Origin of the sequence: Pseudomonas fluorescens Q2-87, assembly GCF_000281895.1 — a bacterium.
GTDB classification, from domain to species: Bacteria; Pseudomonadota; Gammaproteobacteria; order Pseudomonadales; family Pseudomonadaceae; genus Aquipseudomonas; species Aquipseudomonas fluorescens_S.
This window is the reverse complement of sequence record NZ_CM001558.1, coordinates 1,905,689-1,930,525: the sequence shown is the minus strand read 5'-3', so window position 1 is coordinate 1,930,525 and position 24,837 is coordinate 1,905,689. Positions and strand designations below refer to the sequence as shown.

At 58.7% G+C, this 24,837-nt stretch carries 29 protein-coding genes and 4 tRNA genes; 8 read left to right on the top strand and 25 right to left on the bottom strand.

The annotated features are described in order from the left end of the window. The first annotated feature begins 92 nt into the window (after positions 1 to 92). From PFLQ2_RS18920 to PFLQ2_RS28685, 3 genes are all read left to right on the top strand, one after another. Complete coding sequence (locus PFLQ2_RS18920; RefSeq protein WP_033045958.1) at positions 93 to 299, top strand: hypothetical protein; 207 nt, start codon at positions 93 to 95, stop codon at positions 297 to 299. 435 nt (positions 300 to 734) lie between these two features. Then, positions 735 to 1,163, top strand: a complete 429-nt coding sequence (locus tag PFLQ2_RS18925; protein ID WP_003179813.1) for a DUF2628 domain-containing protein — start codon at positions 735 to 737, stop codon at positions 1,161 to 1,163. A gap of 107 nt (positions 1,164 to 1,270) precedes the next feature. Next, on the top strand, positions 1,271 to 1,447 hold the full coding sequence (locus tag PFLQ2_RS28685) for a DUF3606 domain-containing protein (RefSeq protein WP_003179811.1): 177 nt from the start codon (positions 1,271 to 1,273) through the stop codon (positions 1,445 to 1,447). A gap of 99 nt (positions 1,448 to 1,546) precedes the next feature. On the opposite strand, the gene PFLQ2_RS30375 is transcribed toward PFLQ2_RS28685, so the two are convergent. From PFLQ2_RS30375 to PFLQ2_RS18935, 3 genes are all read right to left on the bottom strand, one after another. Next, on the bottom strand, positions 1,547 to 1,699 hold the full coding sequence (locus PFLQ2_RS30375) for a hypothetical protein (protein WP_160167764.1): 153 nt from the start codon (positions 1,697 to 1,699) through the stop codon (positions 1,547 to 1,549). A gap of 263 nt (positions 1,700 to 1,962) precedes the next feature. Further along, entirely contained in the window at positions 1,963 to 2,202 is a 240-nt protein-coding gene (locus PFLQ2_RS27660) for a hypothetical protein (RefSeq protein ID WP_152632708.1), read from the bottom strand. A gap of 81 nt (positions 2,203 to 2,283) precedes the next feature. After that, positions 2,284 to 2,733: a PACE efflux transporter gene (locus PFLQ2_RS18935; RefSeq protein ID WP_003179803.1), complete on the bottom strand. Its 450-nt coding sequence runs from the start codon at positions 2,731 to 2,733 to the stop codon at positions 2,284 to 2,286. A gap of 106 nt (positions 2,734 to 2,839) precedes the next feature. Between PFLQ2_RS18935 and PFLQ2_RS18940 the strand changes: the two genes are divergently transcribed. Continuing rightward, positions 2,840 to 3,754: a LysR substrate-binding domain-containing protein gene (locus PFLQ2_RS18940; RefSeq protein WP_003179801.1), complete on the top strand. Its 915-nt coding sequence runs from the start codon at positions 2,840 to 2,842 to the stop codon at positions 3,752 to 3,754. Here PFLQ2_RS18940 and PFLQ2_RS18945 read toward each other — a convergent pair. From PFLQ2_RS18945 to PFLQ2_RS18950, 3 genes are all read right to left on the bottom strand, one after another. After that, positions 3,732 to 4,001: a YceK/YidQ family lipoprotein gene (locus PFLQ2_RS18945; protein WP_003179799.1), complete on the bottom strand. Its 270-nt coding sequence runs from the start codon at positions 3,999 to 4,001 to the stop codon at positions 3,732 to 3,734. The genes PFLQ2_RS18940 and PFLQ2_RS18945 overlap by 23 nt on opposite strands. A 140-nt stretch (positions 4,002 to 4,141) precedes the next feature. After that, on the bottom strand, positions 4,142 to 4,354 hold the full coding sequence (locus PFLQ2_RS27655; RefSeq protein ID WP_033045956.1) for a hypothetical protein: 213 nt from the start codon (positions 4,352 to 4,354) through the stop codon (positions 4,142 to 4,144). A 139-nt stretch (positions 4,355 to 4,493) separates the two neighbouring features. Further along, the gene (locus tag PFLQ2_RS18950) at positions 4,494 to 4,697 is read right to left on the bottom strand and encodes a hypothetical protein (protein ID WP_033045955.1); all 204 of its coding nucleotides are present in this window, start codon (positions 4,695 to 4,697) and stop codon (positions 4,494 to 4,496) included. A gap of 711 nt (positions 4,698 to 5,408) precedes the next feature. Between PFLQ2_RS18950 and PFLQ2_RS18955 the strand changes: the two genes are divergently transcribed. Next, positions 5,409 to 5,834 (top strand): hypothetical protein, encoded by a 426-nt coding sequence (locus PFLQ2_RS18955; RefSeq protein ID WP_225970859.1) that lies wholly within the window; start codon positions 5,409 to 5,411, stop codon positions 5,832 to 5,834. 475 nt (positions 5,835 to 6,309) lie between these two features. Here PFLQ2_RS18955 and PFLQ2_RS18960 read toward each other — a convergent pair whose 3' ends face one another. Continuing rightward, positions 6,310 to 7,350 carry a DMT family transporter gene (locus tag PFLQ2_RS18960; RefSeq protein WP_003179793.1) on the bottom strand — a complete coding sequence of 347 codons (1,041 nt, stop codon included), beginning with the start codon at positions 7,348 to 7,350 and terminating at the stop codon, positions 6,310 to 6,312. A 163-nt stretch (positions 7,351 to 7,513) separates the two neighbouring features. Then, positions 7,514 to 7,999 (bottom strand): hypothetical protein, encoded by a 486-nt coding sequence (locus tag PFLQ2_RS18965; RefSeq protein WP_152632707.1) that lies wholly within the window; start codon positions 7,997 to 7,999, stop codon positions 7,514 to 7,516. Positions 8,000 to 8,229: 230 nt separating this feature from the next. Between PFLQ2_RS18965 and PFLQ2_RS18970 the strand changes: the two genes are divergently transcribed. Further along, entirely contained in the window at positions 8,230 to 8,598 is a 369-nt protein-coding gene (locus PFLQ2_RS18970) for a hypothetical protein (protein ID WP_003179789.1), read from the top strand. 104 nt (positions 8,599 to 8,702) lie between these two features. On the opposite strand, the gene PFLQ2_RS18975 is transcribed toward PFLQ2_RS18970, so the two are convergent. After that, positions 8,703 to 9,107 (bottom strand): hypothetical protein, encoded by a 405-nt coding sequence (locus PFLQ2_RS18975; RefSeq protein WP_033045954.1) that lies wholly within the window; start codon positions 9,105 to 9,107, stop codon positions 8,703 to 8,705. 327 nt (positions 9,108 to 9,434) lie between these two features. On the opposite strand from PFLQ2_RS18975, the gene PFLQ2_RS30595 reads away from it, so the two are divergent. Further along, on the top strand, positions 9,435 to 9,776 hold the full coding sequence (locus PFLQ2_RS30595; protein WP_003179784.1) for a hypothetical protein: 342 nt from the start codon (positions 9,435 to 9,437) through the stop codon (positions 9,774 to 9,776). Positions 9,777 to 10,026: 250 nt separating this feature from the next. Here the strand turns inward: PFLQ2_RS30595 and PFLQ2_RS18980 are convergent. Next, positions 10,027 to 10,103 (bottom strand) — tRNA-Val (locus tag PFLQ2_RS18980). A gap of 183 nt (positions 10,104 to 10,286) precedes the next feature. On the opposite strand from PFLQ2_RS18980, the gene PFLQ2_RS18985 reads away from it, so the two are divergent. Then, positions 10,287 to 11,570 carry an NAD(P)/FAD-dependent oxidoreductase gene (locus PFLQ2_RS18985; RefSeq protein ID WP_003179782.1) on the top strand — a complete coding sequence of 428 codons (1,284 nt, stop codon included), beginning with the start codon at positions 10,287 to 10,289 and terminating at the stop codon, positions 11,568 to 11,570. Between the two features lie 36 nt (positions 11,571 to 11,606). Here PFLQ2_RS18985 and PFLQ2_RS18990 read toward each other — a convergent pair whose 3' ends face one another. The 15 genes from PFLQ2_RS18990 to PFLQ2_RS19060 all read right to left on the bottom strand — a co-directional run bounded on the left by PFLQ2_RS18990 (position 11,607) and on the right by PFLQ2_RS19060 (position 24,705). Next, the gene (locus PFLQ2_RS18990; RefSeq protein WP_003179780.1) at positions 11,607 to 11,882 is read right to left on the bottom strand and encodes a type II toxin-antitoxin system RelE/ParE family toxin; all 276 of its coding nucleotides are present in this window, start codon (positions 11,880 to 11,882) and stop codon (positions 11,607 to 11,609) included. Then, the gene (locus PFLQ2_RS18995; RefSeq protein WP_003179778.1) at positions 11,882 to 12,154 is read right to left on the bottom strand and encodes a CopG family ribbon-helix-helix protein; all 273 of its coding nucleotides are present in this window, start codon (positions 12,152 to 12,154) and stop codon (positions 11,882 to 11,884) included. Before PFLQ2_RS18995 ends, PFLQ2_RS18990 begins: the two co-directional genes overlap by 1 nt. A 268-nt stretch (positions 12,155 to 12,422) precedes the next feature. Next, positions 12,423 to 12,499: transfer RNA gene (locus PFLQ2_RS19000), tRNA-Asp, on the bottom strand. Positions 12,500 to 12,588: 89 nt separating this feature from the next. Next, positions 12,589 to 12,665: transfer RNA gene (locus tag PFLQ2_RS19005), tRNA-Asp, on the bottom strand. 59 nt (positions 12,666 to 12,724) lie between these two features. Beyond that, a tRNA-Val gene (locus tag PFLQ2_RS19010) sits at positions 12,725 to 12,800 on the bottom strand. 168 nt (positions 12,801 to 12,968) lie between these two features. Next, positions 12,969 to 13,742, bottom strand: coding sequence for an SDR family oxidoreductase (locus PFLQ2_RS19015; protein ID WP_003179776.1), 774 nt, complete (start codon positions 13,740 to 13,742; stop codon positions 12,969 to 12,971). Continuing rightward, positions 13,739 to 14,950: an O-succinylhomoserine sulfhydrylase gene (locus PFLQ2_RS19020; RefSeq protein ID WP_003179774.1), complete on the bottom strand. Its 1,212-nt coding sequence runs from the start codon at positions 14,948 to 14,950 to the stop codon at positions 13,739 to 13,741. Before PFLQ2_RS19020 ends, PFLQ2_RS19015 begins: the two co-directional genes overlap by 4 nt. A 56-nt stretch (positions 14,951 to 15,006) precedes the next feature. After that, a complete protein-coding gene (gene purF / locus PFLQ2_RS19025) occupies positions 15,007 to 16,512 on the bottom strand; it encodes an amidophosphoribosyltransferase (protein WP_003179772.1) in 1,506 nt (501 codons plus the stop codon). Positions 16,513 to 16,553: 41 nt separating this feature from the next. Beyond that, positions 16,554 to 17,114, bottom strand: a complete 561-nt coding sequence (locus tag PFLQ2_RS19030) for a CvpA family protein (protein WP_003179770.1) — start codon at positions 17,112 to 17,114, stop codon at positions 16,554 to 16,556. An 89-nt stretch (positions 17,115 to 17,203) separates the two neighbouring features. Then, a complete protein-coding gene (locus PFLQ2_RS19035) occupies positions 17,204 to 17,869 on the bottom strand; it encodes an SPOR domain-containing protein (protein WP_003179767.1) in 666 nt (221 codons plus the stop codon). Further along, positions 17,853 to 19,160 (bottom strand): bifunctional tetrahydrofolate synthase/dihydrofolate synthase, encoded by a 1,308-nt coding sequence (gene folC / locus PFLQ2_RS19040; protein WP_003179766.1) that lies wholly within the window; start codon positions 19,158 to 19,160, stop codon positions 17,853 to 17,855. The genes PFLQ2_RS19035 and folC overlap by 17 nt, the downstream gene beginning before the upstream one ends. Continuing rightward, positions 19,157 to 20,077: an acetyl-CoA carboxylase, carboxyltransferase subunit beta gene (gene accD / locus PFLQ2_RS19045; protein ID WP_003179765.1), complete on the bottom strand. Its 921-nt coding sequence runs from the start codon at positions 20,075 to 20,077 to the stop codon at positions 19,157 to 19,159. The genes folC and accD overlap by 4 nt, the downstream gene beginning before the upstream one ends. 255 nt (positions 20,078 to 20,332) lie before the next feature. Continuing rightward, complete coding sequence (locus PFLQ2_RS19050; RefSeq protein ID WP_003179763.1) at positions 20,333 to 20,965, bottom strand: phosphoribosylanthranilate isomerase; 633 nt, start codon at positions 20,963 to 20,965, stop codon at positions 20,333 to 20,335. A 62-nt stretch (positions 20,966 to 21,027) separates the two neighbouring features. After that, complete coding sequence (truA, locus tag PFLQ2_RS19055) at positions 21,028 to 21,852, bottom strand: tRNA pseudouridine(38-40) synthase TruA (RefSeq protein ID WP_003179760.1); 825 nt, start codon at positions 21,850 to 21,852, stop codon at positions 21,028 to 21,030. A gap of 258 nt (positions 21,853 to 22,110) precedes the next feature. Beyond that, a complete protein-coding gene (locus PFLQ2_RS19060) occupies positions 22,111 to 24,705 on the bottom strand; it encodes a FimV/HubP family polar landmark protein (protein ID WP_003179758.1) in 2,595 nt (864 codons plus the stop codon). Positions 24,706 to 24,837: the final 132 nt, after the last annotated feature.

Below are 24,837 nucleotides of genomic sequence, written 5' to 3'. Positions count from 1 at the left end.
GTTTGCACTGGCCTGTCTCAGCAGCCAAGAACGACGTAATTCTGACGCGGCGGCAAATCAATCAATGCTTGGTCAGCAAACGGAGATGTACCGTGTCAACTCTTAGTGAAATCGCAGCGAACCACGCGAGAATGGCAAAAGCAAAGGAAGAAGAGTCGATACGGCTGAGTGCGCTTCAGGGTCAGGTGGTGGGAAGTTTCGAGTTGCCCCCCATCGAGGCGCCACAGAAAATGCCGCTGCACTTTATGGCGGCACTGCAGGATCATTCGTTCGGGGAAGCGGCTGCGCTGGGTTTCTGACCTGACCTTGATTCAATCCGCAAGGCGAAAGTGAGGCTTACCAAGCCTTTATCGAGCGGGCTGCACGCGACCCGATAGCGCGCCGAGTACAGCTCGCAGGCCTTGCGCAAAACAGTTATCTATCTCGCCTGAATGAGCCGAGCCAGAAAGACCTGGACTGAATTGAAAAGCACCGGACGGCGACCGGCTACTTGCTGGCCTCGGATTAGTAGAAAATCGTTTAAAGAAATAGAGTGAAGCACGTCACAGACCGGACGACTGCTCAAGCTGCACGTGCGGAATATTCAACAACGACGGTTATAAAACGGCAAAATAAATACTTCAGGCGACTCACTCGAGCCCTTCGTCGAAGATCAAGGCAATCAATGCTCTGGAACAGAGCGCAGGATTTTCTTGAAAGAAAGAAAAACTATTCATGGAAGCAGGAGCCTTGAAATGAGCACAACTGAACAAGTGCAAAGCACCGGTAAACACAGTGCCAAATGGCAGGAACGCTTTGATTTTTTTGAAACCTATGGTGCGCCAAACGATCCGAGATACAAGGAAGCCGTCAAGACGCTGCCCGGCGTCAAGAAAAAAATACTTATCAACGCCAACGTGATCGCGTTTTTCTTCGGCCCTATCTACCTGTTCGTCTTGGGCCTCTGGAAGAAAAATCTTGCCCTGCTTGGTATTTTCCTGGCGATCAATATCGTATTGAGCGTGATCTTCGCAGTCATCGGCATGGATTTCCCACGACCGTTGAGCATGGGTCTGAACGTTGCGATGTCGATGATGTACACCCTCATGACTAACTACGCGTACTACCTGAAAGAAGTGAAAGGTGAACAAGGCTGGAATCCGTTCAAAGGCATGCGTCTCTGATCGCAAGCTTGGCCATGACGCGCCGCAAAACGAATGACGCAAACGGCGCGGATTGACTGTCTACTGGGTGTCGCCTGGTGTTACCAGGCTTACCCAGGAGCTCTACAATGGCAGACGACTTGAGCAACCGCGGACCGCAAGACCGCAGCCGCATCAGCACCTCCGAAGAGTGGGAAGTCAGATACTGGACGAAAGAGCTCGGCGTCACCGAAGACGAGCTCAAGGCAGCCGTGAAAGCCGTTGGATCGGCGGTCATAGATGTTCGCCGGCAACTTAAGAAATAATCAAAAGCCCTACATTGATGTAGGGCTTTTTTACGTCGAGACAAACCTCTACCTTGCTTTCTTAACAAGGATCGATAAGTTCGTTGGAAATCGCTTCAATCAGGAGGAACCCGGCGGAATGCCATCCTTATTGAAGTCTTTCAGACGCTCACGCTCCTGCTCGGTTGAATGCGCAGGAGCGTTGTCCTTTGGTTGTTCTTTTTTCTGCTCATCCGTCATTGGCCAGTCCTCATGGTGATAGGGGTTGGGCATACCACTGCACTGGCAGTTCAAATTAGCTCAGCGCGGTCGGCTAAGACTCGTCCGTTTCAACTTCTCCAAGCCTCAGCTCACGAACCCCAGCCTCAGAAGCGAAACGAACGATGACGCCCTTCCCCCGCGTCAATGTCAGCACATGGTTGATCAATTCGTCGTGGGTCTCAGCGTGCAGGATCGGTTTGTAGCCGTGAGCCTTGTAGAGCGTCCAGCGCTGGTTCTCGAATGCGATTCTGTAGACGTCTGCCCTTGCCATTCCATCAGGAACCCGCGCGCCAGATGGCCGTTTCGGTGTTGATCTCAGCAATGGACGTAGCGTTGTCCTGGCGTTGGCGATGCAAGTCTTCACGCATCTTCAGGTAATCGATCTGCTTTGCGCCAAGCTCTTTCAACACAAGCCCTGAAATCCTATACACGCCGCAATCCTGACAGCTGACGAGCTCGCCCCCCGACATGGGTTCGGCTTCCTGCCCTTCCAATCCACATAGATAGCACTTCATGCCGCGCCTCCCGATCATTGATATTCAGGAGAGCCTGCGGTGTGGCGACAGTTCCAATTACCTGGGAGAGGCGACGTTTACTCAACGAGCATCGGATACCGGCCCGCCGCCGGATTGCGCCGAAAGCGGCACATCAAACATTCGATCGAACAGCCATTGAAAAACCAGCGAATAGAAAAAGAAGAATGCAAACAACCCCAGGTTGGTCACCAACGCCAACCACAGGCTGATCCCCAGCCATGCCGCAATTACGGGGGTAAGAATCAGTGTCAAGCCACCTTCAAATCCCAGCGAGTGAAGAAGTCGCCGCCGCCAGTTTCGCTGACGGTTGCGTTGCCGGCGCTCCCACCACTCGAACAGACCGTTGAAAAGCATGTTCCAGGCGAGCGCGACCGCGGATATCACCAGAGACAGCAGGGTTGAATAGCCCATGCCCTGCCCGTAGATCAGCGCCAACGCCGGCGCCACGAACAGCACACCACCGGCTTCGTAAAGGATGGCCTGAAGGATTTTACGGGGCGTGCCTTGCATCGCTGGGCTCCTGGAGTGAGGTGGGAGACCACAGCCTGGCAAGTTGAGCAGCCGCGCACAATTGAGCTAAATTGAGCCACGCTCAACCTGAGTAACCTACCCGCCCATGTTTGCCAAACTGCCCCTCACCGCCGTGCGCGGCTTCGAGTCCGCCGCACGACTGGGCAGCTTCAAGGCGGCAGCCCACGAGCTGAATGTCAGCCCGGCGGCGATTTCCCATCAGGTCAAGAGCCTGGAAGCCTACCTTGGCGTGCGACTGTTCGAGCGCTCCAGTCAGAGCGTGCGCCTGAGTGTCGACGGCGAGCGCCTCCACCCGCAACTGCACCGCGCCTTGCTGGATATTCAACATGGCCTGCAAGCGCTGTCGCCGCCGTGTGGCGCGAAGTCCTTGGTCGTGAGTACCACACCGGCATTTGCCAGCCTCTGGCTGATACCGCGACTCGGCGATTTTCATCGGTTGCATCCGGAGATCGACATCAGCCTGCACAGCAGCAATGACGTGGTGGACCTGCGACGGGATGCAAGCATCGACCTGGCGATCCGCGCCCTCTTCACACCCGACCCACAGCTGTTCGAGCAGCCGTTGCTGGACGAGTACTTTGGCGTCTATTGCCGCCCCGACTGGCAACCGCCCGCACCGGGCTCGCCCGTGGAACTGATCGATGTGCCGTGGCTGAGTAGCGTGAATGTCGCGGTTGACTGGCCTACCTGGTGTGCCAAGGCCAACACTTTGGACTGGCTGGGCACCGCCCGTTTGCGGCGCTATGACGAGGAGCACCACGCCTTGCAAGCCGCAATCGTCGGCCACGGACTGGTACTCGCCAGCAACGTACTGGTTGCCGAAGCGATCGCACGCGGCCAATTGATCAGCTATCGCCCTGAGATTCGCCTGGCGGGAGCGCGATACACCGTGGTGTGCGTGCCCGGGCGAGAGCGGCAACCGCTGGTGCGGGCGTTTAACGAGTGGTTGCTGGGCAGCGTGACGCAGGGAACGACCGTCAGGGCTGGACAGGTTCTTTAGCGAACGCGGTATACGGCAGCAACAGCGTATCGGCGACCAGGCTGAACGGCAGATCGATCACTGCCAGCGGCACCAAGGCGCGAAATATGCCGGCGTTTTCGTCCGTTGCAGCCTTGATTACCTCGATATCCGTGGAAGCCCCGCAATAGGGATGAACACCGCAACGCGGACGATCATCGAAGGTTTCAGCCAGCGTCGAACATCCCGCCAATAGAGCAACGGCGAACATGCCAAAGAACAGTTTCATGCAGTTACTCATCAATACGGGACAGAAGAAAAGCCATCCGCACTCTACTCCAAGCCATCCGAAACGGGCGACATAAGCCGCCCGTTTTCCTCACTGCGCCGCCTGCGCCCGCAACGACCCCGCCCCTTCCGTCCTCGCTTTTAAGAAGAAGGCGGACCCACCGCGAGATCTGAACGGATATTGAGAAAGGAATGCCAAGCATCCACAGCGTCATGATGCCGCTGGGCGGCATCCTCCCAAAAAGGACCGGATATTTCTTTGGCAGAAACCAACATCATCATTTTCGTCGTCGCTGCGTCCAGCTCCTTGAGAAGCCCATGGGATGTTGCCCTGAATTCTTCGAACGACGTCATTGCGCTTGCCTCGGGCGGAGTTCACCGCAATTGGGGAATACATATTCCTCAAGCAGTGGAGTCCCTTGGGCGGAGGTAATTCCATATAGTCGGACCGTCGGTAAATTCATTTAAGGAATAAACTGAGCACCGCTTCGTTTCAATGGAGAACCCTGCGGCTCTCCCCAATCCTAATGCGATCCAACGCGCGGTTTAGTGCATCCAAGGCGTCTAAAAGAGCCTTTGCTTCAGCTTCACGGCCATCACCCCAAAGACGCTCAGCCATTTTATTGAGGGCAAGGATCGATCGCTCGATATCGGCGGCAGTTGCTGTTTTGGAGTCTGCTGACTGTTTCGTCGTCATCCGGTTCCTCCGCATTGAATTGGATTGCGAACAGGGCGCTCGCTACATGTCGCTGAAAATCTACCATCACTATTGCGCCGCTACGGGAAAATTGGGGGGCAGACCACGATATGCCCACATTAATTTAGCCGGTCTCATATTCGTGATTTGCCCTATCTTCCCGGCGCGGAATCAGCCCTTACACAGGCGCCTATGGACAGGTAACAGCCTTTCGAGACTGCTTCTTGGTCCACAGCAGACGACCATTGATTCTTCCCTCAGACCATGACTCGGTAACCAAAGAGCAATTGCCGCTCAGATTCTCAACAAACGTCCTTGGATAACCTTCAGGCTCATCTCCACCCAAACGCATCCAATTTGGATCTGTCGAGGTCACTGATCGATAAGGCATGCAGGCTGTCAGGGCGACCAGCATGAGTGCCAAAACTACTTTCTTCATATAAGCCCCATCAATTTGGTAACAGATTACTGTATTTCATCCAGCCATCTTAGAAACAGCAGCCGTCTGAACTGGCGTTGGGCGCACCCGAATCTATTAATGGACGAGGTTCGCGTTAAGGCTGTGGTGCTTTCCTCCGGACGAGGGAGGGAAAGAAAACTGGAGACAGACCAGGACCCTCTTCAACCACACGATCATCGGCATTTTCCAGCTTGAGATGAGCGGGACGGCATGATCAAATAACTGATAGCCTTTTGACATGGATATTTCAATTGAAGCAGTACCGCGGCCCCGTCCTATTTTTTTCAGTAATGATCTCTCTCTTTGTCCTGCTTCAGCTCTGGCATGCCCGGTCTGCTTCGGAAGACAAAAAGGAAGAGCAAGAACGCCAGCTCAAAGGGATCGCGCTCATCATGAATGCCCAGTCCCCTAAGATAATCGATGACACTCGCCTCGATTCGGTAACCTATACAGACGGGATCATGCGTATTTCCTATACGCTTACAAAAATCTCGAAAGATGAAATCGATTCCGACGTATTTACTAAGGAAAAAAAGACCCTTGCGGCCTCTGTATCCTGCGATGAAAAAGGTCTAGGACAGTTCGTGAAGTCGGGGCTCTTAATCAAATACATAATCAATGACTCAAGCAGCTCTCCAATCACTGAATTTCAGATAGGCAAGTCCGATTGTCTTTAAAGGTCAGCCCTGAATAAGCCCGCCTCTCTTGCGGGCTTTTTATGCGTGCCGTACCCGCCCGCTCGACGTCTTCGCGCAGCCCGTAACAAGCCCCCTCGAACCCATCCCACAGATTCCTTTTCGCAGCCTGCGAAGATGGTTACGGTACATCTACCGCGCTACCTTTCTAAGCTTCGCAAAAAACACATAACATCAATTTGCCACGAGTCAAGGCAACAAGCGATCAGGACGCAGCCGCTTGAGGGACCGAGCTTGGTGGAGCCTGCATAATCGTGGTCTGTCCCTGGATTCACTCAAAAATATGCTGACGCGGCTGCCAACGCAGCGTGCCAGTGGAATTGATCAACTCTTTGCCCTCTCAGTGGGTGCCGACCTGATTCATGCAAGGTGACTTCGGCGGACGCCACTTCTTGGCGCCAGCAACTTTTATTCAAGACTCCAGCCTATTGCGCCGTGAGTATTTCAATCCATGCATCTAATGGGGATGCCTGTGGTGGATATCCGGGAAGTGGGGGTGGCTGTGCCGGATCTGCGCATGTTCATGAACATGGCTATGTGCACCAGTCCCGCTCCACTCAAACGAATGTTCGTGCTGGTGATGCTCATCGTGAACGTGGCGATGCGCATGCGTCAGCGGCATGTGCTGGTGCTCGTGCGCGTGGCTTTCAGTGAGGTGAAGCCATACCCCAATCCCCATCAGCACAGCGGCTGCCCAAAACGACAATGACACAGGCTCGCCCATAGCTACGATTGCGATGGCCGCGCCTAGAAACGGCGCAGTCGAAAAATACGCCCCTGTACGCGCTGAACCGAGGCCACGCAGCGCCAGGACAAAGAGCACCAGACTGACGCCATAGCCCAGAAAACCGAGCACTAGCGTCGGCGCAAGCACCGAAAAATCAAGAAGCCTGGATCCCAGGAGCAGCGCCAACGAACAATTGACCAAGCCAGCTACCAAGCCTTTGAAACCTGCCACAAAAAGCGCGTCTGACGCAGAAACCTTGCGTGTCAGGTTGTTATCAATTGCCCAGCACAAACAGGCTAGAGAGACCGCCAACAACCCTAGCCAATCATGATCCTGCATGTTTTCCAGAGGCCAAGCCAAAACCATGCCGCCGGCAATGATCGCAATCATGCCCCACACGATGCGCCGATCCGCGTTTTCCTTGAATACGACCCAAGCCAATAATGCAGTAAGCACAGCTTCGAGATTAAGCATCAACGAAGCCGTCGCGCCGGATGTCCTGGTTAATCCGAACATCAGCGCAACGGGCCCGAGCACTCCCCCGAACGCGATTGCGCCGAGAAGCCAAGGCCATTCAGATGACGCGAGACCGACCGGTTTCCAGCCATGGTCACGCACAAAACGGACAACTGTCAGACCCAGACCACTGCCCAAGTAAAGGAGGCCGGCGAGTAATACAGGGGGAACATTGAGACCAAGCAACTTGGCAAGCGGCGTGCTGGCGCCAAATAACGCGGCAGCGGCCAACGCATACAAAACGCTCAGGTTCATCAATAACTCCGCACCAGAATTTCGTGGAGAGTCATCATACCGCGAGGCGCACGGTTTGCTTCGCTTGCTAAGGGGTATTGGCTGGACGGTTACGGAAAAAAACGCTCAGCCATTTATTGAAGACCAGGATCGATCTCGATATCAGCGGCGGTTACTGTTTCGTTCATAAGCTCCTCTGATCCACCCCGATCATTTGGAGTGAATGAGAAAACGATTCGTCCAAAATAACCTCACGGGTTGGAGACGTTGCCCGTTTGATATCAACCGTCCTGTATTTCAAAACCCGGCCCGCAAGCATCTGTTTCAGAATGGCCTTGGCTTTGTCGCCCCTGGCAAGTACGTTGCCGCCCATGACCTTGAGGACATCCAACCCCTGGGTCCGGGCCTGCTCTGTGACATCAGGGCTCAGTCCGAGTAACAGCTCCATAGATGGAAGCGTCAGGGATATAGGAGTTTCCTGCGACGAAATCATCCAGACCTCGTTCTGATCAATCCATATATCGGCTGTCACAACGGGTGGCCGAATATCGCCTCCAGCCATCAACCCAACATAGAGTTCTTCACCCTCTTTACGCACAACAGGATATAGCTCCAATGGATCGGCAAAGATCGATTGCGCCGCTGGGTAATTCCCAGTGATGACCATCATGCTGGTTCTTTTGGTAAGCGTATGAGTCGTGCTTGAGATTTTCCAAGCGGGTCCCGCACACCCGCTAAGGAGCGCAACCGCAACCGCTAGAAGCGCAATCCGTTTCATAACGGCTCCTTTTCAAAAATGGTGACGCGATTTTAACAGAGCTTTTTTTGTTTCGGCTGTTAAAGCCCGGGCGACACGCCGTATAGAATGGACCTTCTCAACCACGGAAGGGCCAGCTAACAATGCACAAGCAATCTTTAATCGCGGCAATGTCGTTCAGTTTTTACTTCGCCCCTGCAACAGCCAATACCTATTCTGATCTCAATACCCCTGACCAATCGGGCTACATGTGGGGGAAGGTTTATCAGCAAACAAAAGCAGCGTGCGGAGCTCTGCCGCAGGATCTTGAGGATGACTACGCGAAAGCGATCCGGCTTCTTTCGCAAGCAAGTCCTGAATTTGCTCCGACCTATCAGGATGGCCTCAGACCTAGCCTGAAGAAGGATTCTCCAAGATCAGTCGAAGAACTTGAAGATTTATGCATCAAAGGGCAGGTAGGCCTCAGGACTCAAGTGAAGCTCGCCAGATACTGGTTTTCTGCAAAATGGTAGATGTGTATGCGGGCTACGACATTCAGGGTTTGTCAGCTCTCAGGGGAACCCAGGACAGACCACAACTGTGAGTTGACCTGCCACTTCTCCCTAAACCGGTTACTTTACGGGTTGACTGGCTTGTCTACACGTTGACCCGTTTCCATATCCTCAAGCATGAAGTCCCACCAGTCTTCGCTTGGCACTGACTTGAGACCGTACTCTCGACCAGCGATCAGATTGACGTCCCGGAAAATCGGCCGTGTCGCCCGTGTACCCGTCCACTTTTTTACTTCTAAGCGGTGGTGCCCCGCTGTCAATCGATACTCAGTCCGCTGCGTATAGAGGACATAAAGAGTATCTGCTCCGTCCACGCTGGCAATCGTGAGCGTCTTCTCAATCGCACGAATACCGGCGGTTTGAGCGTTTGGCAGCCCTTCCGCCGCCTTCTCTGTGTATGACTTGCACCCTGCTGCCATCACCGCCAGCGCCGCGATACCGAAAATCCGTAAACCTCGCGCAAACTGCATAACCAGCCTCATCCATTCGCAAAATTGGGTTATTCAATCTTATCAGCCATCAAATTGCCACCCTAGCCCGCGGAGAGGTGCGCCTCGCGCGCCGTGACTCATATCGCTCAACTGAAGGATCTTGGGCAAGGAAAAAGGGACGGATTTTTTCAAGGCTGCTAGTAGATCCAAGCGAATCCATTCGATGAAAATTCTCAGCGTAGCGAAGCAAAAATAAATCTGTCCCCTTTTCCCACACCTTTTCCCATTGACGCCGCGACGACGCCGCCGTGGCTGAAGCGCGCGATCCGCCTGGCACTGGCCAGCCTTCAGCGCCGGGAAGACATCGTGACCTGGCTGAAGTCGGCGGCGGACATGGACAAAAACACGCTGACCTTCTCACCCGGCAAAACTCAGGGCTATGACAATCCAGTCCACCTGAAAATAACCATGGGCGCCGCCCGGCGTGAGGTCGTCGGCGAGTGCCTACGGTCGCCGCTGGCTTCGCCGTACCTGATCCACTACAAACCGAAGGCCAGGCGGCGCGAGCAGATCGATGCGAAGGATCACTGGACGTCGGTCACGCCGGACTACCTGACCAAGGAGTTCAGTAAGGTGCGGGACGCGGCGCACGCCTATGATCATGTGCCGGCGGGCGAGCGCCCCACTTTTACGAGATCCGCGCTTTAGGAGCATGGCTGTACGAGCAGCAGAACTTCCCGATGGATTACATCCAGGCGCTGATGGGCCACGCGGACGAGAAGATGACGAAGCATTATCAGGAGGGGCATGGCGATAAGACGATCGAGTACGTCGAGGTGGGCGCCGGATTGGCGTTCTGAGGTGAAGGTTTTGCAAAAGTTTTGCAAATCGCAGACAACAAAAAAGGGCCCACCTTTCGGTGAGCCCTTCTAGACCGCCCAGCAGAGCGGATTTTGTTTGGTAGGCGCGATTGGACTCGAACCAACGACCCCCACCATGTCAAGGTGGTGCTCTAACCAACTGAGCTACGTGCCTGCTGTGAGGCGGCATTCTACGGAATTCCAAAGGGGTGTCAACACCTTTTTTTCACCTAACCCTATGAATATGCAAAATATTTAATTTCACCGATGGGACGAAGATTTGGAGGTGGCTGGCGGCCGATTTTTATCTCGGGTAGGATCGGCGCATTCGTAAAAAATATAAAACAGAGGTTCCAGAATGGCGAACACATCGTATCCAGAGTCTTATTACGCCGCGTCGGCCAACCCGGTTCCGCCCCGCCCTGCCCTGCAGGATGACGTCGAAACCGATGTATGCGTGATCGGCGCTGGTTACACCGGCCTGTCCTCTGCGCTGTTTTTGCTGGAGAACGGTTTCAAGGTCACGATCCTGGAAGCGGCCAAGGTGGGTTTTGGGGCTTCGGGGCGCAATGGCGGGCAGATCGTTAATAGTTACAGCCGCGACATCGACGTGATCGAGCGTAGCGTTGGCCCTCAACAGGCGCAGTTGCTGGGCAACATGGCGTTCGAGGGCGGGCGGATCATTCGTGAGCGGGTGGCGAAGTATCAGATTCAGTGTGATTTGAAGGATGGCGGTGTATTCGCCGCCCTCACCGCTAAACAAATGGGTCATCTGGAGTCGCAGAAGCGTTTATGGGAGCGTTTCGGCCATAACCAGCTGGAGCTGCTGGATCAGCGGCGTATTCGCGAGGTGGTGGCTTGCGAGGAGTATGTGGGTGGCATGTTGGACATGAGCGGAGGGCATATCCATCCGCTCAACCTGGCATTGGGCGAAGCGGCGGCTGTGGAATCGCTGGGCGGGGTGATTTATGAACAGTCGCCGGCGGTGCGTATCGAGCGTGGCGCCAGTCCGGTGGTGCATACCCCCCAGGGCAAGGTCAGGGCCAAGTTCATTATCGTGGCGGGCAATGCCTACCTGGGCAATCTGGTGCCGGAGCTGGCGGCCAAATCCATGCCTTGCGGCACACAGGTGATAGCCACCGAGCCGTTGGGCGATGAGCTGGCTCACCGTTTGTTGCCTCAGGATTACTGTGTCGAGGACTGCAACTACCTGCTCGATTACTACCGGCTGACAGGCGACAAACGCCTGATCTTCGGCGGCGGCGTGGTGTATGGCGCGAGGGATCCGGCGAATATCGAGGCGATCATCCGACCGAAGATGCTCAAGGCATTTCCGCAGCTCAAGGATGTGAAGATTGATTACGCCTGGACCGGAAATTTCCTGCTGACGTTGTCGCGGCTTCCGCAGGTCGGGCGCCTGGGGGATAACATTTATTACTCCCAAGGCTGCAGCGGTCACGGGGTGACGTATACGCACTTGGCGGGCAAGGTCCTGGCCGAGGCGCTACGTGGTCAGGCTGAGCGTTTTGATGCGTTTGCGGACCTGCCGCACTACCCTTTCCCTGGCGGTCAACTGTTGCGCACGCCGTTTGCGGCGATGGGGGCTTGGTATTACGGGCTGAGGGATAAGCTTGGGTTTTGAGACTCGCGATTAATCACCCGCAGCCGGCTAACCCTGCTATCGATTCTCGCGGGTATGCCACAGGCGTAGCAGGTAAACGGTGGAATCTATTATTTCGTAACGCACCTCATAGTGGCCGATCTGAATTCGGCGCACATCCCGCGGCTCGAACTCTTCAAGGCGTTCACCGATACGCGGGTTGGTCAGCAACGTGATCGGTGCAGCGGTGAGCTGCTGCATCGTTCGTGCCGCCGCAGGCTGATTCACTGCCGCCAGAAATTCGTAAAGCCGGGATATATCAGAGAGCGCCTTGCTCGTCCACTTCAACTCCATCAGCGCGGCACCGGCAACGGAGTGTCGGTACTAAGGCTATCAGCCCAGGCTTGGACAGCTTGCTGGTCAATCACCCGACCAGCGTCAACATCAGCCAGGGCCTCATGAGTCATGCGACTACGCTCTTCTTCCTGATCTATCCAAGCCGACAGTGCCTGTTTAACGATCCAGTTTTTGGAGCGTTCCAGACGCTCCGCCATCAAATCGACTTTTTGGGCCAGTTGCTCAGGGACGTGAGCCGTGACAGATCGGGTTTTCGTGGTGGTAGCCATGTCAGGATTACTCCAAATCGTTACGTCTTCTTGAGTTCAGGTCGCCTGATTCTACGCAACTCTTCGGCGATTCGATTTAAAGTTAATCATACTGAATAAGAACGCATCGTCAAACGTGCCGTCAGAGCTGACAAAGGGGGACAGAAAAACCCAGACCACAAAAACAAAAAACCCCGGTCTTTCGACCAGGGTCTTTGCTATCGACTAGAAGATAGCCCTGCAGCTTTCTTCCTAGCTCCAAGGCGTTCAGTGGGCCTCGAAGCAGATATGGCGCAGCGGACGGGACTCGAACCCGCGACCCCCGGCGTGACAGGCCGGTATTCTAACCGACTGAACTACCGCTGCGTATCGCTATGGACTTGCGTCCAGTTAACTCGTCTGATCATGACCCTTGGGTCTTGATCTCGAACCAGGCGAACCTGCTTCGGAAAATATGGCGCAGCGGACGGGACTCGAACCCGCGACCCCCGGCGTGACAGGCCGGTATTCTAACCGACTGAACTACCGCTGCGCGTCGGTGGAGGCTTTTTTACAGCTTCCATCTTGCTTTCGCAAGACTCTCGTAAAACATGGTGGGTGATGACGGGATCGAACCGCCGACATTCTGCTTGTAAGGCAGACGCTCTCCCAGCTGAGCTAATCACCCTTTGCTTCGTTGAGGCCGCGAAATTTACGCAGGTGCCGAAGCTAAGTCAATAGCAGGGTTGGATTTTTTTCAAAAATAGCTTCGAGCGGCAAGCTTCAAGCTGTAAGTCAAAAGCGCCAACGCCACACAATCGCTTGCAGCTTGTCGCTCGCTTCTTGCAGCTGCTCCTCACTTATAAATCATTTTCTTGGTCATGCCGCCGTCCACTACGAACTCTTGCCCCGTGACAAACCCGGCATTGCGCGACAACAACCACGCCACCATCGCCGCCACGTCCTCTACCGTGCCTACCCTGCCCGCCGGATGCTGGGCATGGTCGGCCTCGGTCAACGGCTTCTCACGGCGCTGGGACGGGTCCCGTGCGTCGATCCAGCCAGGGCTTACCGCGTTGACACGGATCTCCGGCCCTAGGCTGATGGCCAGAGCGTGGGTCAGGGCCAGCAAGCCGCCCTTGCTCGCGGCATAGGCTTCGGTGTCGGGCTCCGACTGCGCGGCGCGGGTCGAGGCCAGGTTGACGATGGCGCCGTTGTGGGCACGCAGGTACGGCGCGCAATGCTTGGCCAGCAGCATCGGCCCACCGAGATTCACCGCCAGGACCCGATTCCAGTGAGCCAGGTCCAGGCTTTCCAAGGTGATGTTGTGCGGATCGGCAATGGCCGCGTTACACACCAGCGCATCAAGCCGTCCAAATTGCCCGAGCACTTCGGCGATGCCGTTGGCGACCTGCGCCTCGTCCGCCACGTCCATGGCGATGAACCAGGCGTTATCGCCAAGCGCCTTCGCCACCTTGGAGCCGCGTTCACGATCCAGGTCGGTCAATACCACTTGCCAACCCTCGCAGATCAGCCAGCCAGCAATGCCCAGGCCGATGCCCCGTGCGGCGCCCGTGACCAGTGCGACCCGGCCATGAGTGCTGCTCGGCGGCGTTGCCAGCTCGATCACAAGGCCGCCAACCCGCGGGCCAGATCGGCTTGCAGATCAGCCACGTCTTCCAGGCCGACCGCGACGCGGATCAGGCTGTCGCGAATGCCCGCCGCTTCACGCTCCTGGGGCGCCAAACGGCCGTGGGAGGTGGTGCTCGGGTGGGTGATGGTGGTTTTGCTGTCCCCCAGGTTTGCGGTGATGGAAATCAGCCGGGTCGCGTCGATAAAGCGCCAGGCGCCCTCCTTGCCTCCCTTGACCTCGAAGCTCACCACGGCACCGAAACCCCGTTGTTGACGTGTGGCCAGGTCATGCTGCGGATGGCTCTTGAGGCCCGCGTAATGCACCTTCTCGATGCCGTCCTGCTGTTCCAGCCACTCTGCCAAGGCCTGGGCATTGGCGCAATGGGCTTTCATGCGCAGACCGAGGGTTTCCAGGCCCTTGAGGAAAATCCAGGCATTGAACGGGCTGAGGGTCGGCCCGGCGGTACGCAGGAACCCCACCACTTCTTTCATCTGTTCGCCACGACCGGCCACCACGCCGCCCATGCAACGGCCCTGGCCGTCGATGAATTTGGTCGCCGAATGCACCACCACATCTGCGCCCATTTTCAGCGGCTGTTGCAGCGCCGGGGTGCAGAAGCAGTTATCGACCACCAGCATGGCGCCCTTGGCGTGGGCGATTTCCGCCAGCGCGGCGATGTCCACCAATTCGGCCAGGGGATTGGAAGGCGATTCGACAAACAACAACTTGGTGTTGGCCTTGATCGCAGCATCCCAACCGGCCAGGTCCGCCAGGGGCACGTAGTCGACTTCTACGCCGAAACGCTTGAAGTATTTCTCGAACAGACTGATGGTCGAGCCGAAGACGCTGCGTGAAACCAGTACATGGTCGCCCGCGCTGCACAGGCTCATCACCACAGCCATGATCGCGGCCATGCCGGTGGCGGTGGCCACGGCTTGCTCGGCACCTTCCAGGGCGGCGATGCGCTCTTCGAACGCCCGCACGGTCGGGTTGGTGTAGCGCGAATAAACGTTGCCCGGCACTTCGCCGGCGAAGCGTGCAGCCGCGTCAGCAGCGGTTCGGAACACGTAGCTGGAGGTAAAGAACATCGGATCGCCATGCTCGGCTTCCGGTGTACGGTGCTGACCCGCGCGAACCGCCAGGGTATCGAACGCTACGCCTTCAAGGTCGCTGTCCAGCCGACCGGCATCCCAATCCTGACTCATGCTGTCACTCCTTTATGGGTTAAACGCAAACCGGCCCCTCAGGGCCGGTTCGTTACTCAATTGTTGTACAGATCGATGATCGCGCTGACCGCCTGAGTCTTGGCCTTGGACGCATCGTTACGCGCGTTCTCGATCCTGTTCAGGTAGGCCTCGTCGATGTCGCCGGTGACGTACTTGCCGTCGAATACCGCGCAATCGAATTGCTCGATCTTGATCTTGCCGCCGCCGACCGCTTCGATCAGGTCAGGCAGGTCCTGGTAGATCAACCAGTCGGCGCCGATCAGGTCGGCCACGTCCTGGGTCGTGCGGTTATGAGCGATCAGCTCATGGGCACTCGGCATGTCGATGCCGTAGACGTTCGGGTAGCGCACGGCCGGGGCCGCGGAGCAGAAATAAACGTTCTTGGCGCCAGCTTCACGGGCCATCTGGATGATCTGCTTGCAGGTGGTGCCGCGCACGATGGAGTCATCCACCAGCATCACGTTCTTGCCGCGGAATTCCAGCTCGATGGCGTTGAGCTTCTGGCGCACGGATTTTTTCCGCGCGGCCTGGCCCGGCATGATGAAGGTACGACCGATGTAGCGGTTCTTCACGAAGCCTTCGCGGAACTTCACGCCCAGGTGGTTCGCCAGTTCCAGGGCCGCGGTGCGGCTGGTGTCCGGGATCGGGATGACCACATCGATGTCATGTTCCGGACGCTCGCGCAGGATTTTGTCGGCGAGCTTTTCGCCCATGCGCAGGCGGGCCTTGTAGACCGAGACACCGTCGATGATCGAGTCGGGGCGCGCCAGGTACACGTGCTCGAAGATGCATGGGGTCAGGGACGGGTTGGTCGCGCACTGACGAGTGTGCAGCTTGCCGTCTTCGGTGATGTAGACCGCTTCGCCCGGCGCCAGGTCGCGAATCAGGGTGAAGCCGAGCACGTCCAGGGACACGCTTTCGGAGGCAATCATGTATTCGACGCCTTCGTCAGTGTGGCGCTGGCCGAAAACGATGGGGCGAATGCCGTGGGGATCGCGGAAACCAACGATGCCGTAGCCGGTGATCATCGCCACCACCGCGTAGCCGCCCACGCAACGGTTGTGCACGTCGGTCACGGCGGCGAACACGTCTTCTTCGGTAGGCTGCAGCTTGCCACGCTGGGCCAGCTCATGAGCAAATACGTTGAGCATGACTTCCGAGTCGGAGCTGGTGTTGACGTGGCGCAGGTCCGATTCGTAGATCTCCTTGGCCAGTTGCTCGACGTTGGTCAAGTTACCGTTGTGCGCCAGGGTGATGCCGTAGGGCGAGTTGACGTAGAACGGCTGGGCTTCAGCCGACGTCGAGCTGCCTGCGGTCGGATAACGGACATGGCCGATACCCATGTGGCCGACCAGGCGCTGCATGTGACGCTGGTGGAACACGTCACGCACCAGGCCGTTGTCCTTGCGCAGGAATAACCGGCCGTCATGGCTGGTCACGATACCGGCAGCGTCCTGGCCGCGGTGCTGGAGCACGGTTAGCGCGTCATACAGCGCCTGATTGACGTTCGACTTACCGACGATACCGACGATGCCACACATGCGACGCAACCCCTACTTAATGGATCTGAACTGAACAACTCTCACTGCGGCGTTTTGGCCATCGGCAAGAGGTGTTCCTTGAACGGTATTTCAGCGGGTACGCTGATACCGCTGGCAAGCCACTGACTGCTCCAACCCAGGATCAGGTTCTTGGACCAGTCTGCGACCAATAAAAATTGTGGCACGAGCCGGGACTCCTGCCACCACGTATCCTGCTGCACCGGCCCCAGGCTCAAGAGCCCGACGGCCACGACCACCAGCAACGCGCCACGCGCAGCGCCAAAGGCCATGCCCAGGAACCGGTCCGTCCCGGAAAGCCCGGTGACGCGAATCAGCTCGCCGATCAGATAGTTGATCATTGCGCCCACCAGCAAGGTGGCGATAAATAAGATGGCACAGCCCGCAATCACGCGGGCCGACGGTGTTTCGATGTATCCGGCGAGGTACTGGGACAGCGAACCACCAAACATCCAGGCGACGACTCCCGCGATGATCCAGGTCAGCAGCGAAAGGGCTTCCTTGACGAAGCCGCGGCTCAGACTGATCAATGCGGAGATGGCGACGATCGCAACGATCGCCCAGTCAACCCAGGTAAATGGCACGGTGCAGCCTACGGACGGATAAGGCGGCGCATTTTAGCAGAGCCCAGGGCTATCGGTAAGCTGCGTGATTCAAATCAGATAAATCGTCGTTATCCGCGTTCAGGCTGGAAGCGCACCACGAAACCCTTGAGGTTCTGCTGGCGACCGAGCAGATCCCGCAGCCGATCGGCCTCGGCACGCTCGATCAGCGGACCGACAAATACCCGGTTCTTGCCATCGGCGGAGCGGATATAAGCGTTGTAGCCCTGGCTGCGCAGGGTTTTCTGCAGGTTTTCGGCGCTTTCGCGACTGGTCAGGCTCGCCAACTGTACCGACCAACTGACCGACAGGCCGTTGGCATCCACACGGCTTTGCGTGGTGTCCGGCTTGGTGGGGGCAGCGGTAATCGGCTGGGTTGGGGCTGGCTTGCTGGCCGGGGCCGCAGGTACAGGCGTTGGCGCAACGGCCGGCTTGCTCGGCGCAGCTGGCGCCGCAGGTGCAGGTACAATCGGCGTCGAAGGCGCAGCCGGTTGCCCAGCCAGTTCATCGTCGCTGGGGATAGGTTCTTGAGGCAGCACTTGCGGCTCCGGTACCGCTACAGGCTCAACCTGAACCGGCGGCATCGAAGGCGCCTGGGGCGCGGCAGGCGCATCGACAGTGACCTGGCGTTGCTCGTCCTGACGGGAAAACAGCATCGGCAGGAAAATCACCGCCAGGGCTACCAACACCAGGGCCCCGACCATGCGCTGCTTGTACGCCTTATCCAGCAATGCCATCTGCAGCCTCCTCCGTGGAGCGCCGGGCCAACCATTGAAGGGCCTCGGCAACACAAAAAAATGATCCGAACAACAGAATTTCGTCATCGGCCGTGGCTTGGGCGCTCTGCCCTTCCAGTGCGGCAGCCACGCTGGCATAGGCTTGCACCGGCGCGCCGTGGCGCAGCAGGGCTTCCTGCAATTGCGCCGCCGTACGCGAGCGCGGCGAATCCAGCGGCGTCACCGCCCAGTGCTGGACACTAGCACCCAACGCCTCGACAACGCCATCCAGATCCTTGTCGGAGAGCAGCCCGAACACCGCCAGGCGCCGCCCTGCCACGTGCCGCCGCGCCAGGCGCTCAGCCAGGTATTGCGCGGCATGGGGGTTATGGCCGACATCCAGCAACAGGTTCAGGCGCTTGCCTTGCCAATCGAACTGACGGCGATCGAGGCGCCCTACGACCCGGGTCGCCTGCAATGCCTGGATGATCTGCCCGGCATCCCATGGCAAGCCCAGCAACAGGTAGGCCTGGAGTGCCAGCGCGGCATTCTCCATCGGCAGATCCAGCAGCGGCAGATCGCGCAGCTCCACCGGATTGCCCTGGGCGTCGCTGCCGCGCCATTGCCAATGCTGCTCGGTCATTGCCAGATCGAAATCACGCCCGCGCAGGAAGAACGGGCAGCTCAGTTCACGGACCTTATCCAACAGCGGCTGCGGCGGATTGAGATCACCACAGAGCGCCGGCGCACCCTGGCGAAAGATACCGGCCTTTTCGAAGGCCACGGATTCGCGGGTGTCACCCAGGTAATCGGCATGGTCGACGCCAATGCTGGTGACCAGTGCGATGTCGGCATCCACCAGATTGACCGTATCCAGCCGCCCGCCCAGGCCTACTTCCAGTACAACGGCATCCAGGCCGGCACGGGCGAACAGCCAGAACGCCGCCAGGGTGCCCATCTCGAAATAAGTGAGTGAAGTCTCGCCCCGCCCCGCTTCCACCGCGGCGAAGGCTTCGCACAGCTCGGCGTCAGTGGCTTCGATACCGTTGACCTGCACCCGCTCGTTATAGCGCAGCAAGTGCGGCGAACTGTAGACACCGACATTCAAACCCTGGCCGCGCAGCAGCGAAGCCAGGAAGGCGCAGGTCGAGCCCTTGCCGTTGGTGCCAGTGACGGTGATGACCCGGGGCGCCGGCTTGGCCAGTCCCATGCGGGATGCTACCGTTTGCGAGCGCTCCAGCCCCATGTCGATGGCCGATGGATGCAACTGCTCGAGGTAGGCAAGCCAGTCGCCCAGGGTACGTTGGGTCATAGGCCTGCAGGCACCGGCGGAACCACGATCGGCTCGATCGGCGCAGCGACGAATTTCGGCGTCGGCAGGCCCATCAGTTGAGCCAACAGGTTGCCCAGGCGCGGACGCAGCTCCTGGCGATGGATGATCATGTCGATGGCGCCGTGTTCCAGCAGGAACTCACTGCGCTGGAAGCCTTCCGGCAGTTTTTCCCGTACGGTCTGCTCGATCACGCGCGGGCCGGCAAAGCCGATCAGGGCCTTGGGCTCGCCGACGATCACGTCGCCCAGCATGGCCAGGCTGGCGGAAACACCGCCGTAGACCGGGTCGGTCAACACCGAGATGAACGGGATGCCTTCTTCGCGCAGACGAGCCAGCACGGCAGAGGTCTTGGCCATCTGCATCAGGGAAATCAGTGCTTCCTGCATCCGCGCACCGCCGGAAGCGGCGAAGCAGATCATCGGGCAACGGTTTTCCAGGGCATGGTTGGCGGCGCGAACGAAACGCTCGCCGACGATGGCGCCCATGGAACCGCCCATGAAGGAGAACTCGAAAGCCGAGACCACCACAGGCATGCCCAGCAAAGTACCGCTCATGGACACCAGGGCGTCCTTTTCACCGGTCTGCTTCTGGGCAGCGGTCAGGCGGTCCTTGTATTTCTTGCCGTCGCGAAATTTCAGACGGTCCACTGGCTCCAGGTCGGCGCCCAGTTCCACGCGACCTTCAGCGTCCAGGAAGATATCGATACGGGCACGTGCGCCGATGCGCATGTGATGGTTGCACTTAGGGCAAACGTCCAGGGTCTTTTCCAGCTCGGGGCGGTACAGCACCGCTTCGCAGGACGGACATTTGTGCCACAGACCTTCAGGCACCGAGCTTTTCTTCACCTCGGAACGCATGATCGAAGGGATCAGTTTGTCTACCAACCAGTTGCTCATGCTTTCTTTCTCCAGTACCGGCGGCCCGAACGCTTTGGTTCGCGGCCCCGCGTATGCCCTTGAGCTAAATTCATTGTGCGGCGAGTCGAGGGGCAGACACGGTCAGCGCGAAGCATGACCTGCGTGCAACCCAAATCTTCTCAGCCATCCCGGCAACCGCTGCAGTGCGATTACCACTTTGCTATCGGCCCACCCGGAGGCGGCGCCTGCCTGCTTTGTACAGTGCTGGTATGGACGGCGGCAGTCTGCCAGCCGTCACATTGACGACTGGCTGCTGCGTACAGCGGCCATGAACGCGTGAATCCTTGCCGCATCCTTGATGCCCTTGGCCTGCTCCACCCCGCCACTCACGTCCACTGCATAAGGGCGAACCTGGCGAATGGCCTCGGCCACGTTTTCTGCCGTCAGGCCACCGGCCAGAATGATCGGTTTGCTCAGGCCCTGCGGCACCAGTGTCCAGTCGAATGCTTCGCCGGTACCGCCGGGAACGCCTTCCACGTAGGTGTCCAGCAGAATGCCGCTGGCACCGGCAAACGCCTCGCAACTGGCCGCAATGTCATCACCGGCCTTGACCCGCAACGCCTTGATGTAGGGCCGATGCCAGCCTTCACAGTCAGCCGGGGCCTCGTCGCCATGAAACTGCAACAGGGCCAGCGGCACCGCATCGAGTATCTCGCCCAACTCGCAACGACTGGTATTGACGAACAGGCCCACGGGGGTCACGAACGGCGGCAAGGCCTGGATGATCGCCCTGGCCTGCTGCACTGTCACCGCTCGCGGACTCTTGGCATAAAACACCAGCCCGATGGCATCGGCGCCAGCCTCGACCGCCGCCAACGCGTCCTCGACGCGGGTGATTCCGCAAATCTTGCTGCGAACGGCCGACATGTCGTTAAAACCTCAGGCAAATCCGTGAAAGTCCCGGATGTTAGCAAATGCTGCGCAGGGCGTCAGCCGTCGAGTTCCGAGAAGCCCGTGAGGAAATGTGGCCCGATGTAACGCTCCGGCAGTTCGAACTCATCGCGGTATTCGACCTGCACCAGATACAAGCCGAACGGATGTGCGGTCACGCCACCGGAACGGCGGATGCGGCTGTCGAGCACTTCCTTGATCCATTCCACCGGCCGTTCGCCGGCACCGATGGTCATCAGCACGCCGGCGATGTTGCGCACCATGTGGTGCAGGAATGCGCTGGCGCGGATGTCGAGCACGATCATCTTGCCGTGACGGGTCACGCGCAGGTGATGCAGCTCCTTGATCGGCGACTTGGCCTGGCACTGACCGGCGCGGAAGGCACTGAAGTCGTGGACCCCAACCAAGTATTGCGCGGCCTCGGCCATGCGCTCGACGTCCAACGGCCGATGGTTCCAGGTAATTTCTTCGTTCAGGTGCGCCGGGCGAATCTGATCGTTGTAGATCACGTAGCGATAGCGTCGGGCGATGGCCTTGAAGCGCGCATGGAAATGCGCCGGCATCACCTTGGCCCAGCTGACGCTGACGTCGTGGGGCAAGTTGATGTTGGCACCCATCACCCAGGCCTTCATCGAACGCTCGACTTGGGTGTCGAAATGCACCACTTGGCCACAGGCGTGCACGCCGGCATCGGTACGGCCGGCACAATGCAGCGACACGGGCGAGTCGGCGACTTTGGACAGCGCGTTCTCGAGGGTTTCCTGCACCGTCAATACACCGGAAGCCTGACGCTGCCAGCCGCGATAGCGCGAGCCTTTGTATTCAACGCCCAAGGCGACCCGTAAAAAGCCTTCAGCCGCCATTTCGGCAGCTGGGTTGTCTATGTTTGCCAAGGATTACAGCCTGCTAAGGTACGCAAAGGCGGGCATTATAAGGCGCGCCGAGTGGGATGCCAGTGCAACCGGTGATCCGGCGGCGAATGGGCCGACGCCATCGCGAGCAAGCTCGTTCCCACAAGGGGCCAGGTGGGTCTTGGGACCAGGACAAGTCCCTGTGGTGAGTGAACCAACACAAACAAAAACGGCAGCCTCATTGGCTGCCGTTTTTATTTACCGCTCTTCTCAAGCCAAGCGCGACAACATTTCCTGCGCTTCGCTCTTCTGGGTGGCATCGCCTTCGCTGAGGACTTCGCCGAGGATGTCCCGGGCGCCGTCGTTGTCGCCCATGTCGATGTAGGCCTGGGCCAGATCGAGCTTGGTCGCGACTTCATCGGTGCCGCTGAGGAAGTCGAAGTCCGGCTCGTCTTCAGCGCCTACCAACGCATCCTCGGCGGTGAACGTCGGCTGGCCGAGGCTGTCGGACAGGCGATCAAGCTCGGCGTTGACATCGTCCAACTCGGACTCGAAGGCGTCCTTGGGTCCATCCTGGGCGTCCATTTCATCGGCCAGGGACAGGTCAAAATCGGCCGGCAATTCGAGGTCGTCAGCCGGGATATCGGCGACTGGCGGCGTGTCCTGCGCAGGCAGGTCGAAACCTTTAAGGTCGTCGCCCAGGTCAAGCAGGAAGTCTTCGTCATCCAGCGCAGCAGTTGGTGTCGGGGCCGGCGCATCGGCGCCCAGATCCAGGTCAAACTCCGACAGGTCGTCCAGGCTTTCGTTGGCTTCGGTCTGCTGCTTGAGCACCGACTCGAAACTCAGGTCGTCGTCTTCCGGGAACGCATCCAGCTCTGCGACGGGCTCGGGTGCCGGCGCGACCGGGGTCGCTTCCATATCGTCCAGGCTCAGGTCAAAGGCGCTGTCCAGTTCCTCATCGGTCGGCGCTTTGTCTTCGAGCAGGTCCTTGACGTACTGCGCGTCCAGCTCCGCTGCGACTGCCGCAGCGGCCAGGCCTGCGGTGGTCGCGACCACCATGGCAGGGAAACGGCTCTTGAGCTGTTCGACCTGGGCGAAGTTGTCGCCATTGGCCACCAGTTGACGCTCCTGGGCGACAAAAGCGTCGCGGTCGCCCTGTTGGCCGTAAACTTCCATCAGCTTCAGGCGCAGGTCACTGCGCTGAGGCTCGGCCTTGATTCCTTGTTCAAGCAGATCAGCCGCCTGATTCAAGCGACCACGATCGATATGGGACTGGGCCAGGGGCAACACGTCGTCGGAAGGGTCGGCAGCCGGAGCCACCAGCGGCGCGGCGATGGGCGGCGTAACGACCACAGGCGCGACCACCGGAGCCGGCTTGGGTACCGGCGCAGGCGCTGGCGCCGGTTTTGGCTCGAGTTTTACGCTAGGTGGCGGAACATCAATGCCCTCGAAGCTGCTCGGGGGCAGATCGAGCTCCGGGGAGAAATCGGCCTCCTCCTCAAGGGCGCGCGCCATGCGCACGTGTTTCTCGGCTTCCTGCTGGGCCTTCCGGCGGCGGGCAAGCAGCAAGAGCAACAACAGCAGGATCAGCGCGCCGCCGCCAATCAATCCGAGCAGGACCGGGTTGGTCAGCAGGTCGTTGTACTTTTGTTCGTTGGAAGCGGCAGGCGCCGGCTCGACCGGTGCAGCAGGCGGCGTCGCTTCAGGGGTCGCTTCAGGCGCAGGCGCCGGGGCTTGTGCCGCTGGCGCAGGGGTCAGCTCGGCGGACATCGCTGGCGGCGCTTCACCGGCAGGCGGTACCGCGGCGCCTTCGGCCTGCATCTTGGCCAGTTGATTGTTCTTCAGTTCGATCAGGCGCTGCAGCTTGTCCAGCTGGCTCTGCAGATCCGCCATGCGGCTTTTCAGCTCTTCGTTGTCCCGGCGAGCCGAGTCGAGGCTCTCCTGGGTCACCGCAAGCTTGTTGTTCAACGCCTGGGCATCGCCCGCAGCACCCTTGCCTTTGGCGCCCGCCTTCGCCGACTCGGCCGATACCAGGCTCAGGTTATCGCGACCGGCAGCCTGTGCCGGCGCGCCTTCGCCACGGCCCCGCTTGGTGGCATCCAGCTGTTGCTTGCCGGCACCCGCCACAGCCCGACGACCTGAACGCCAGGCAGCGTTCTGCGCAGCGACTTCAGCGATGGCCTGTGGCTGTGGCAGCGCAGTGCTTTGCACGGGGTCCGGCAGGCGCAGCACTTGACCCGTCTTGAGCAGGTTGATGTTGCCGTTGATGAACGCGTTCGGGTTCAAGGCCTGGATCGCCAGCATCGTCTGCTGGACCGAACCACCGTTACGCACCTTGGCGGCGATTTCCCACAGGGTATCGCGTGGCGTGGTGGTGTATTGCGACGGCTTGGTAGCGCCCGTGACCGGCGTGGACACGACCTGGGCCGGCTTCGCCCGGGCGGCGTCGGCGGCCTGGGGTGAGAATTTGGACGGATCGAGCAATACGCTGTAGTCGCGCAACAGGCGGCCGTTGGGCCACATCACTTGCACCAGGAACTTGACCATCGGCTCGGACAGCGGCTGGCTGGAAGTCACCCGCAGGATGCTCTTGCCGTTGGCGTTGATCACCGGGGTAAAGGTCAGGTTGTTGAGGAAGGCCTGGCGGTCGACGCCGGCTTTGGCGAAGTCTTCGGGCGAGGCCAGGCTCGGCACGACTTCGGCAGCGGTCAGTTGCTGAACGTCGAGCAACTCGATCTCGGCGACCAGGGGCTGGTTCGGCGCCGACTTCAGGGTCAATTCCCCCAGCCCGAGCGCTTGCGCCATACCGGAGGACAGCGCCGAGGCGGCCGCTATTGCTAACACCAGTTTGCGAACTTGAACCATAGCCTCTTCCTTTGTTTGAACATTCCTCGGCCAGCGAGAAGGTATTGATGCCGCTGCCGTAAGGCATTGCGCGCAGCCCCAAAGCGACGGTGCGCGCGATCGTTTCACTCATGCCTCGGGAACGCTTCCAGA

Coding starts and splice junctions, on each gene's coding strand:
- PFLQ2_RS18925 (WP_003179813.1), top strand. CDS start 735: ATGAGCACAACTGAACAAGTGCAAAGCACCGGTAAACACAGTGCCAAA.
- PFLQ2_RS28685 (WP_003179811.1), top strand. CDS start 1,271: ATGGCAGACGACTTGAGCAACCGCGGACCGCAAGACCGCAGCCGCATC.
- PFLQ2_RS30375 (WP_160167764.1), bottom strand. CDS start 1,699: ATGCCCAACCCCTATCACCATGAGGACTGGCCAATGACGGATGAGCAG.
- PFLQ2_RS27660 (WP_152632708.1), bottom strand. CDS start 2,202: ATGAAGTGCTATCTATGTGGATTGGAAGGGCAGGAAGCCGAACCCATG.
- PFLQ2_RS18935 (WP_003179803.1), bottom strand. CDS start 2,733: ATGCAAGGCACGCCCCGTAAAATCCTTCAGGCCATCCTTTACGAAGCC.
- PFLQ2_RS18940 (WP_003179801.1), top strand. CDS start 2,840: ATGTTTGCCAAACTGCCCCTCACCGCCGTGCGCGGCTTCGAGTCCGCC.
- PFLQ2_RS18945 (WP_003179799.1), bottom strand. CDS start 4,001: ATGAAACTGTTCTTTGGCATGTTCGCCGTTGCTCTATTGGCGGGATGT.
- PFLQ2_RS27655 (WP_033045956.1), bottom strand. CDS start 4,354: ATGACGTCGTTCGAAGAATTCAGGGCAACATCCCATGGGCTTCTCAAG.
- PFLQ2_RS18950 (WP_033045955.1), bottom strand. CDS start 4,697: ATGACGACGAAACAGTCAGCAGACTCCAAAACAGCAACTGCCGCCGAT.
- PFLQ2_RS18960 (WP_003179793.1), bottom strand. CDS start 7,350: ATGAACCTGAGCGTTTTGTATGCGTTGGCCGCTGCCGCGTTATTTGGC.
- PFLQ2_RS18965 (WP_152632707.1), bottom strand. CDS start 7,999: ATGATGGTCATCACTGGGAATTACCCAGCGGCGCAATCGATCTTTGCC.
- PFLQ2_RS18970 (WP_003179789.1), top strand. CDS start 8,230: ATGCACAAGCAATCTTTAATCGCGGCAATGTCGTTCAGTTTTTACTTC.
- PFLQ2_RS18975 (WP_033045954.1), bottom strand. CDS start 9,107: ATGCAGTTTGCGCGAGGTTTACGGATTTTCGGTATCGCGGCGCTGGCG.
- PFLQ2_RS18985 (WP_003179782.1), top strand. CDS start 10,287: ATGGCGAACACATCGTATCCAGAGTCTTATTACGCCGCGTCGGCCAAC.
- PFLQ2_RS18990 (WP_003179780.1), bottom strand. CDS start 11,882: ATGGAGTTGAAGTGGACGAGCAAGGCGCTCTCTGATATATCCCGGCTT.
- PFLQ2_RS18995 (WP_003179778.1), bottom strand. CDS start 12,154: ATGGCTACCACCACGAAAACCCGATCTGTCACGGCTCACGTCCCTGAG.
- PFLQ2_RS19020 (WP_003179774.1), bottom strand. CDS start 14,950: ATGAGTCAGGATTGGGATGCCGGTCGGCTGGACAGCGACCTTGAAGGC.
- purF (WP_003179772.1), bottom strand. CDS start 16,512: ATGTGTGGCATCGTCGGTATCGTCGGTAAGTCGAACGTCAATCAGGCG.
- PFLQ2_RS19035 (WP_003179767.1), bottom strand. CDS start 17,869: ATGGCATTGCTGGATAAGGCGTACAAGCAGCGCATGGTCGGGGCCCTG.
- folC (WP_003179766.1), bottom strand. CDS start 19,160: ATGACCCAACGTACCCTGGGCGACTGGCTTGCCTACCTCGAGCAGTTG.
- accD (WP_003179765.1), bottom strand. CDS start 20,077: ATGAGCAACTGGTTGGTAGACAAACTGATCCCTTCGATCATGCGTTCC.
- PFLQ2_RS19050 (WP_003179763.1), bottom strand. CDS start 20,965: ATGTCGGCCGTTCGCAGCAAGATTTGCGGAATCACCCGCGTCGAGGAC.
- truA (WP_003179760.1), bottom strand. CDS start 21,852: ATGGCGGCTGAAGGCTTTTTACGGGTCGCCTTGGGCGTTGAATACAAA.
- PFLQ2_RS19060 (WP_003179758.1), bottom strand. CDS start 24,705: ATGGTTCAAGTTCGCAAACTGGTGTTAGCAATAGCGGCCGCCTCGGCG.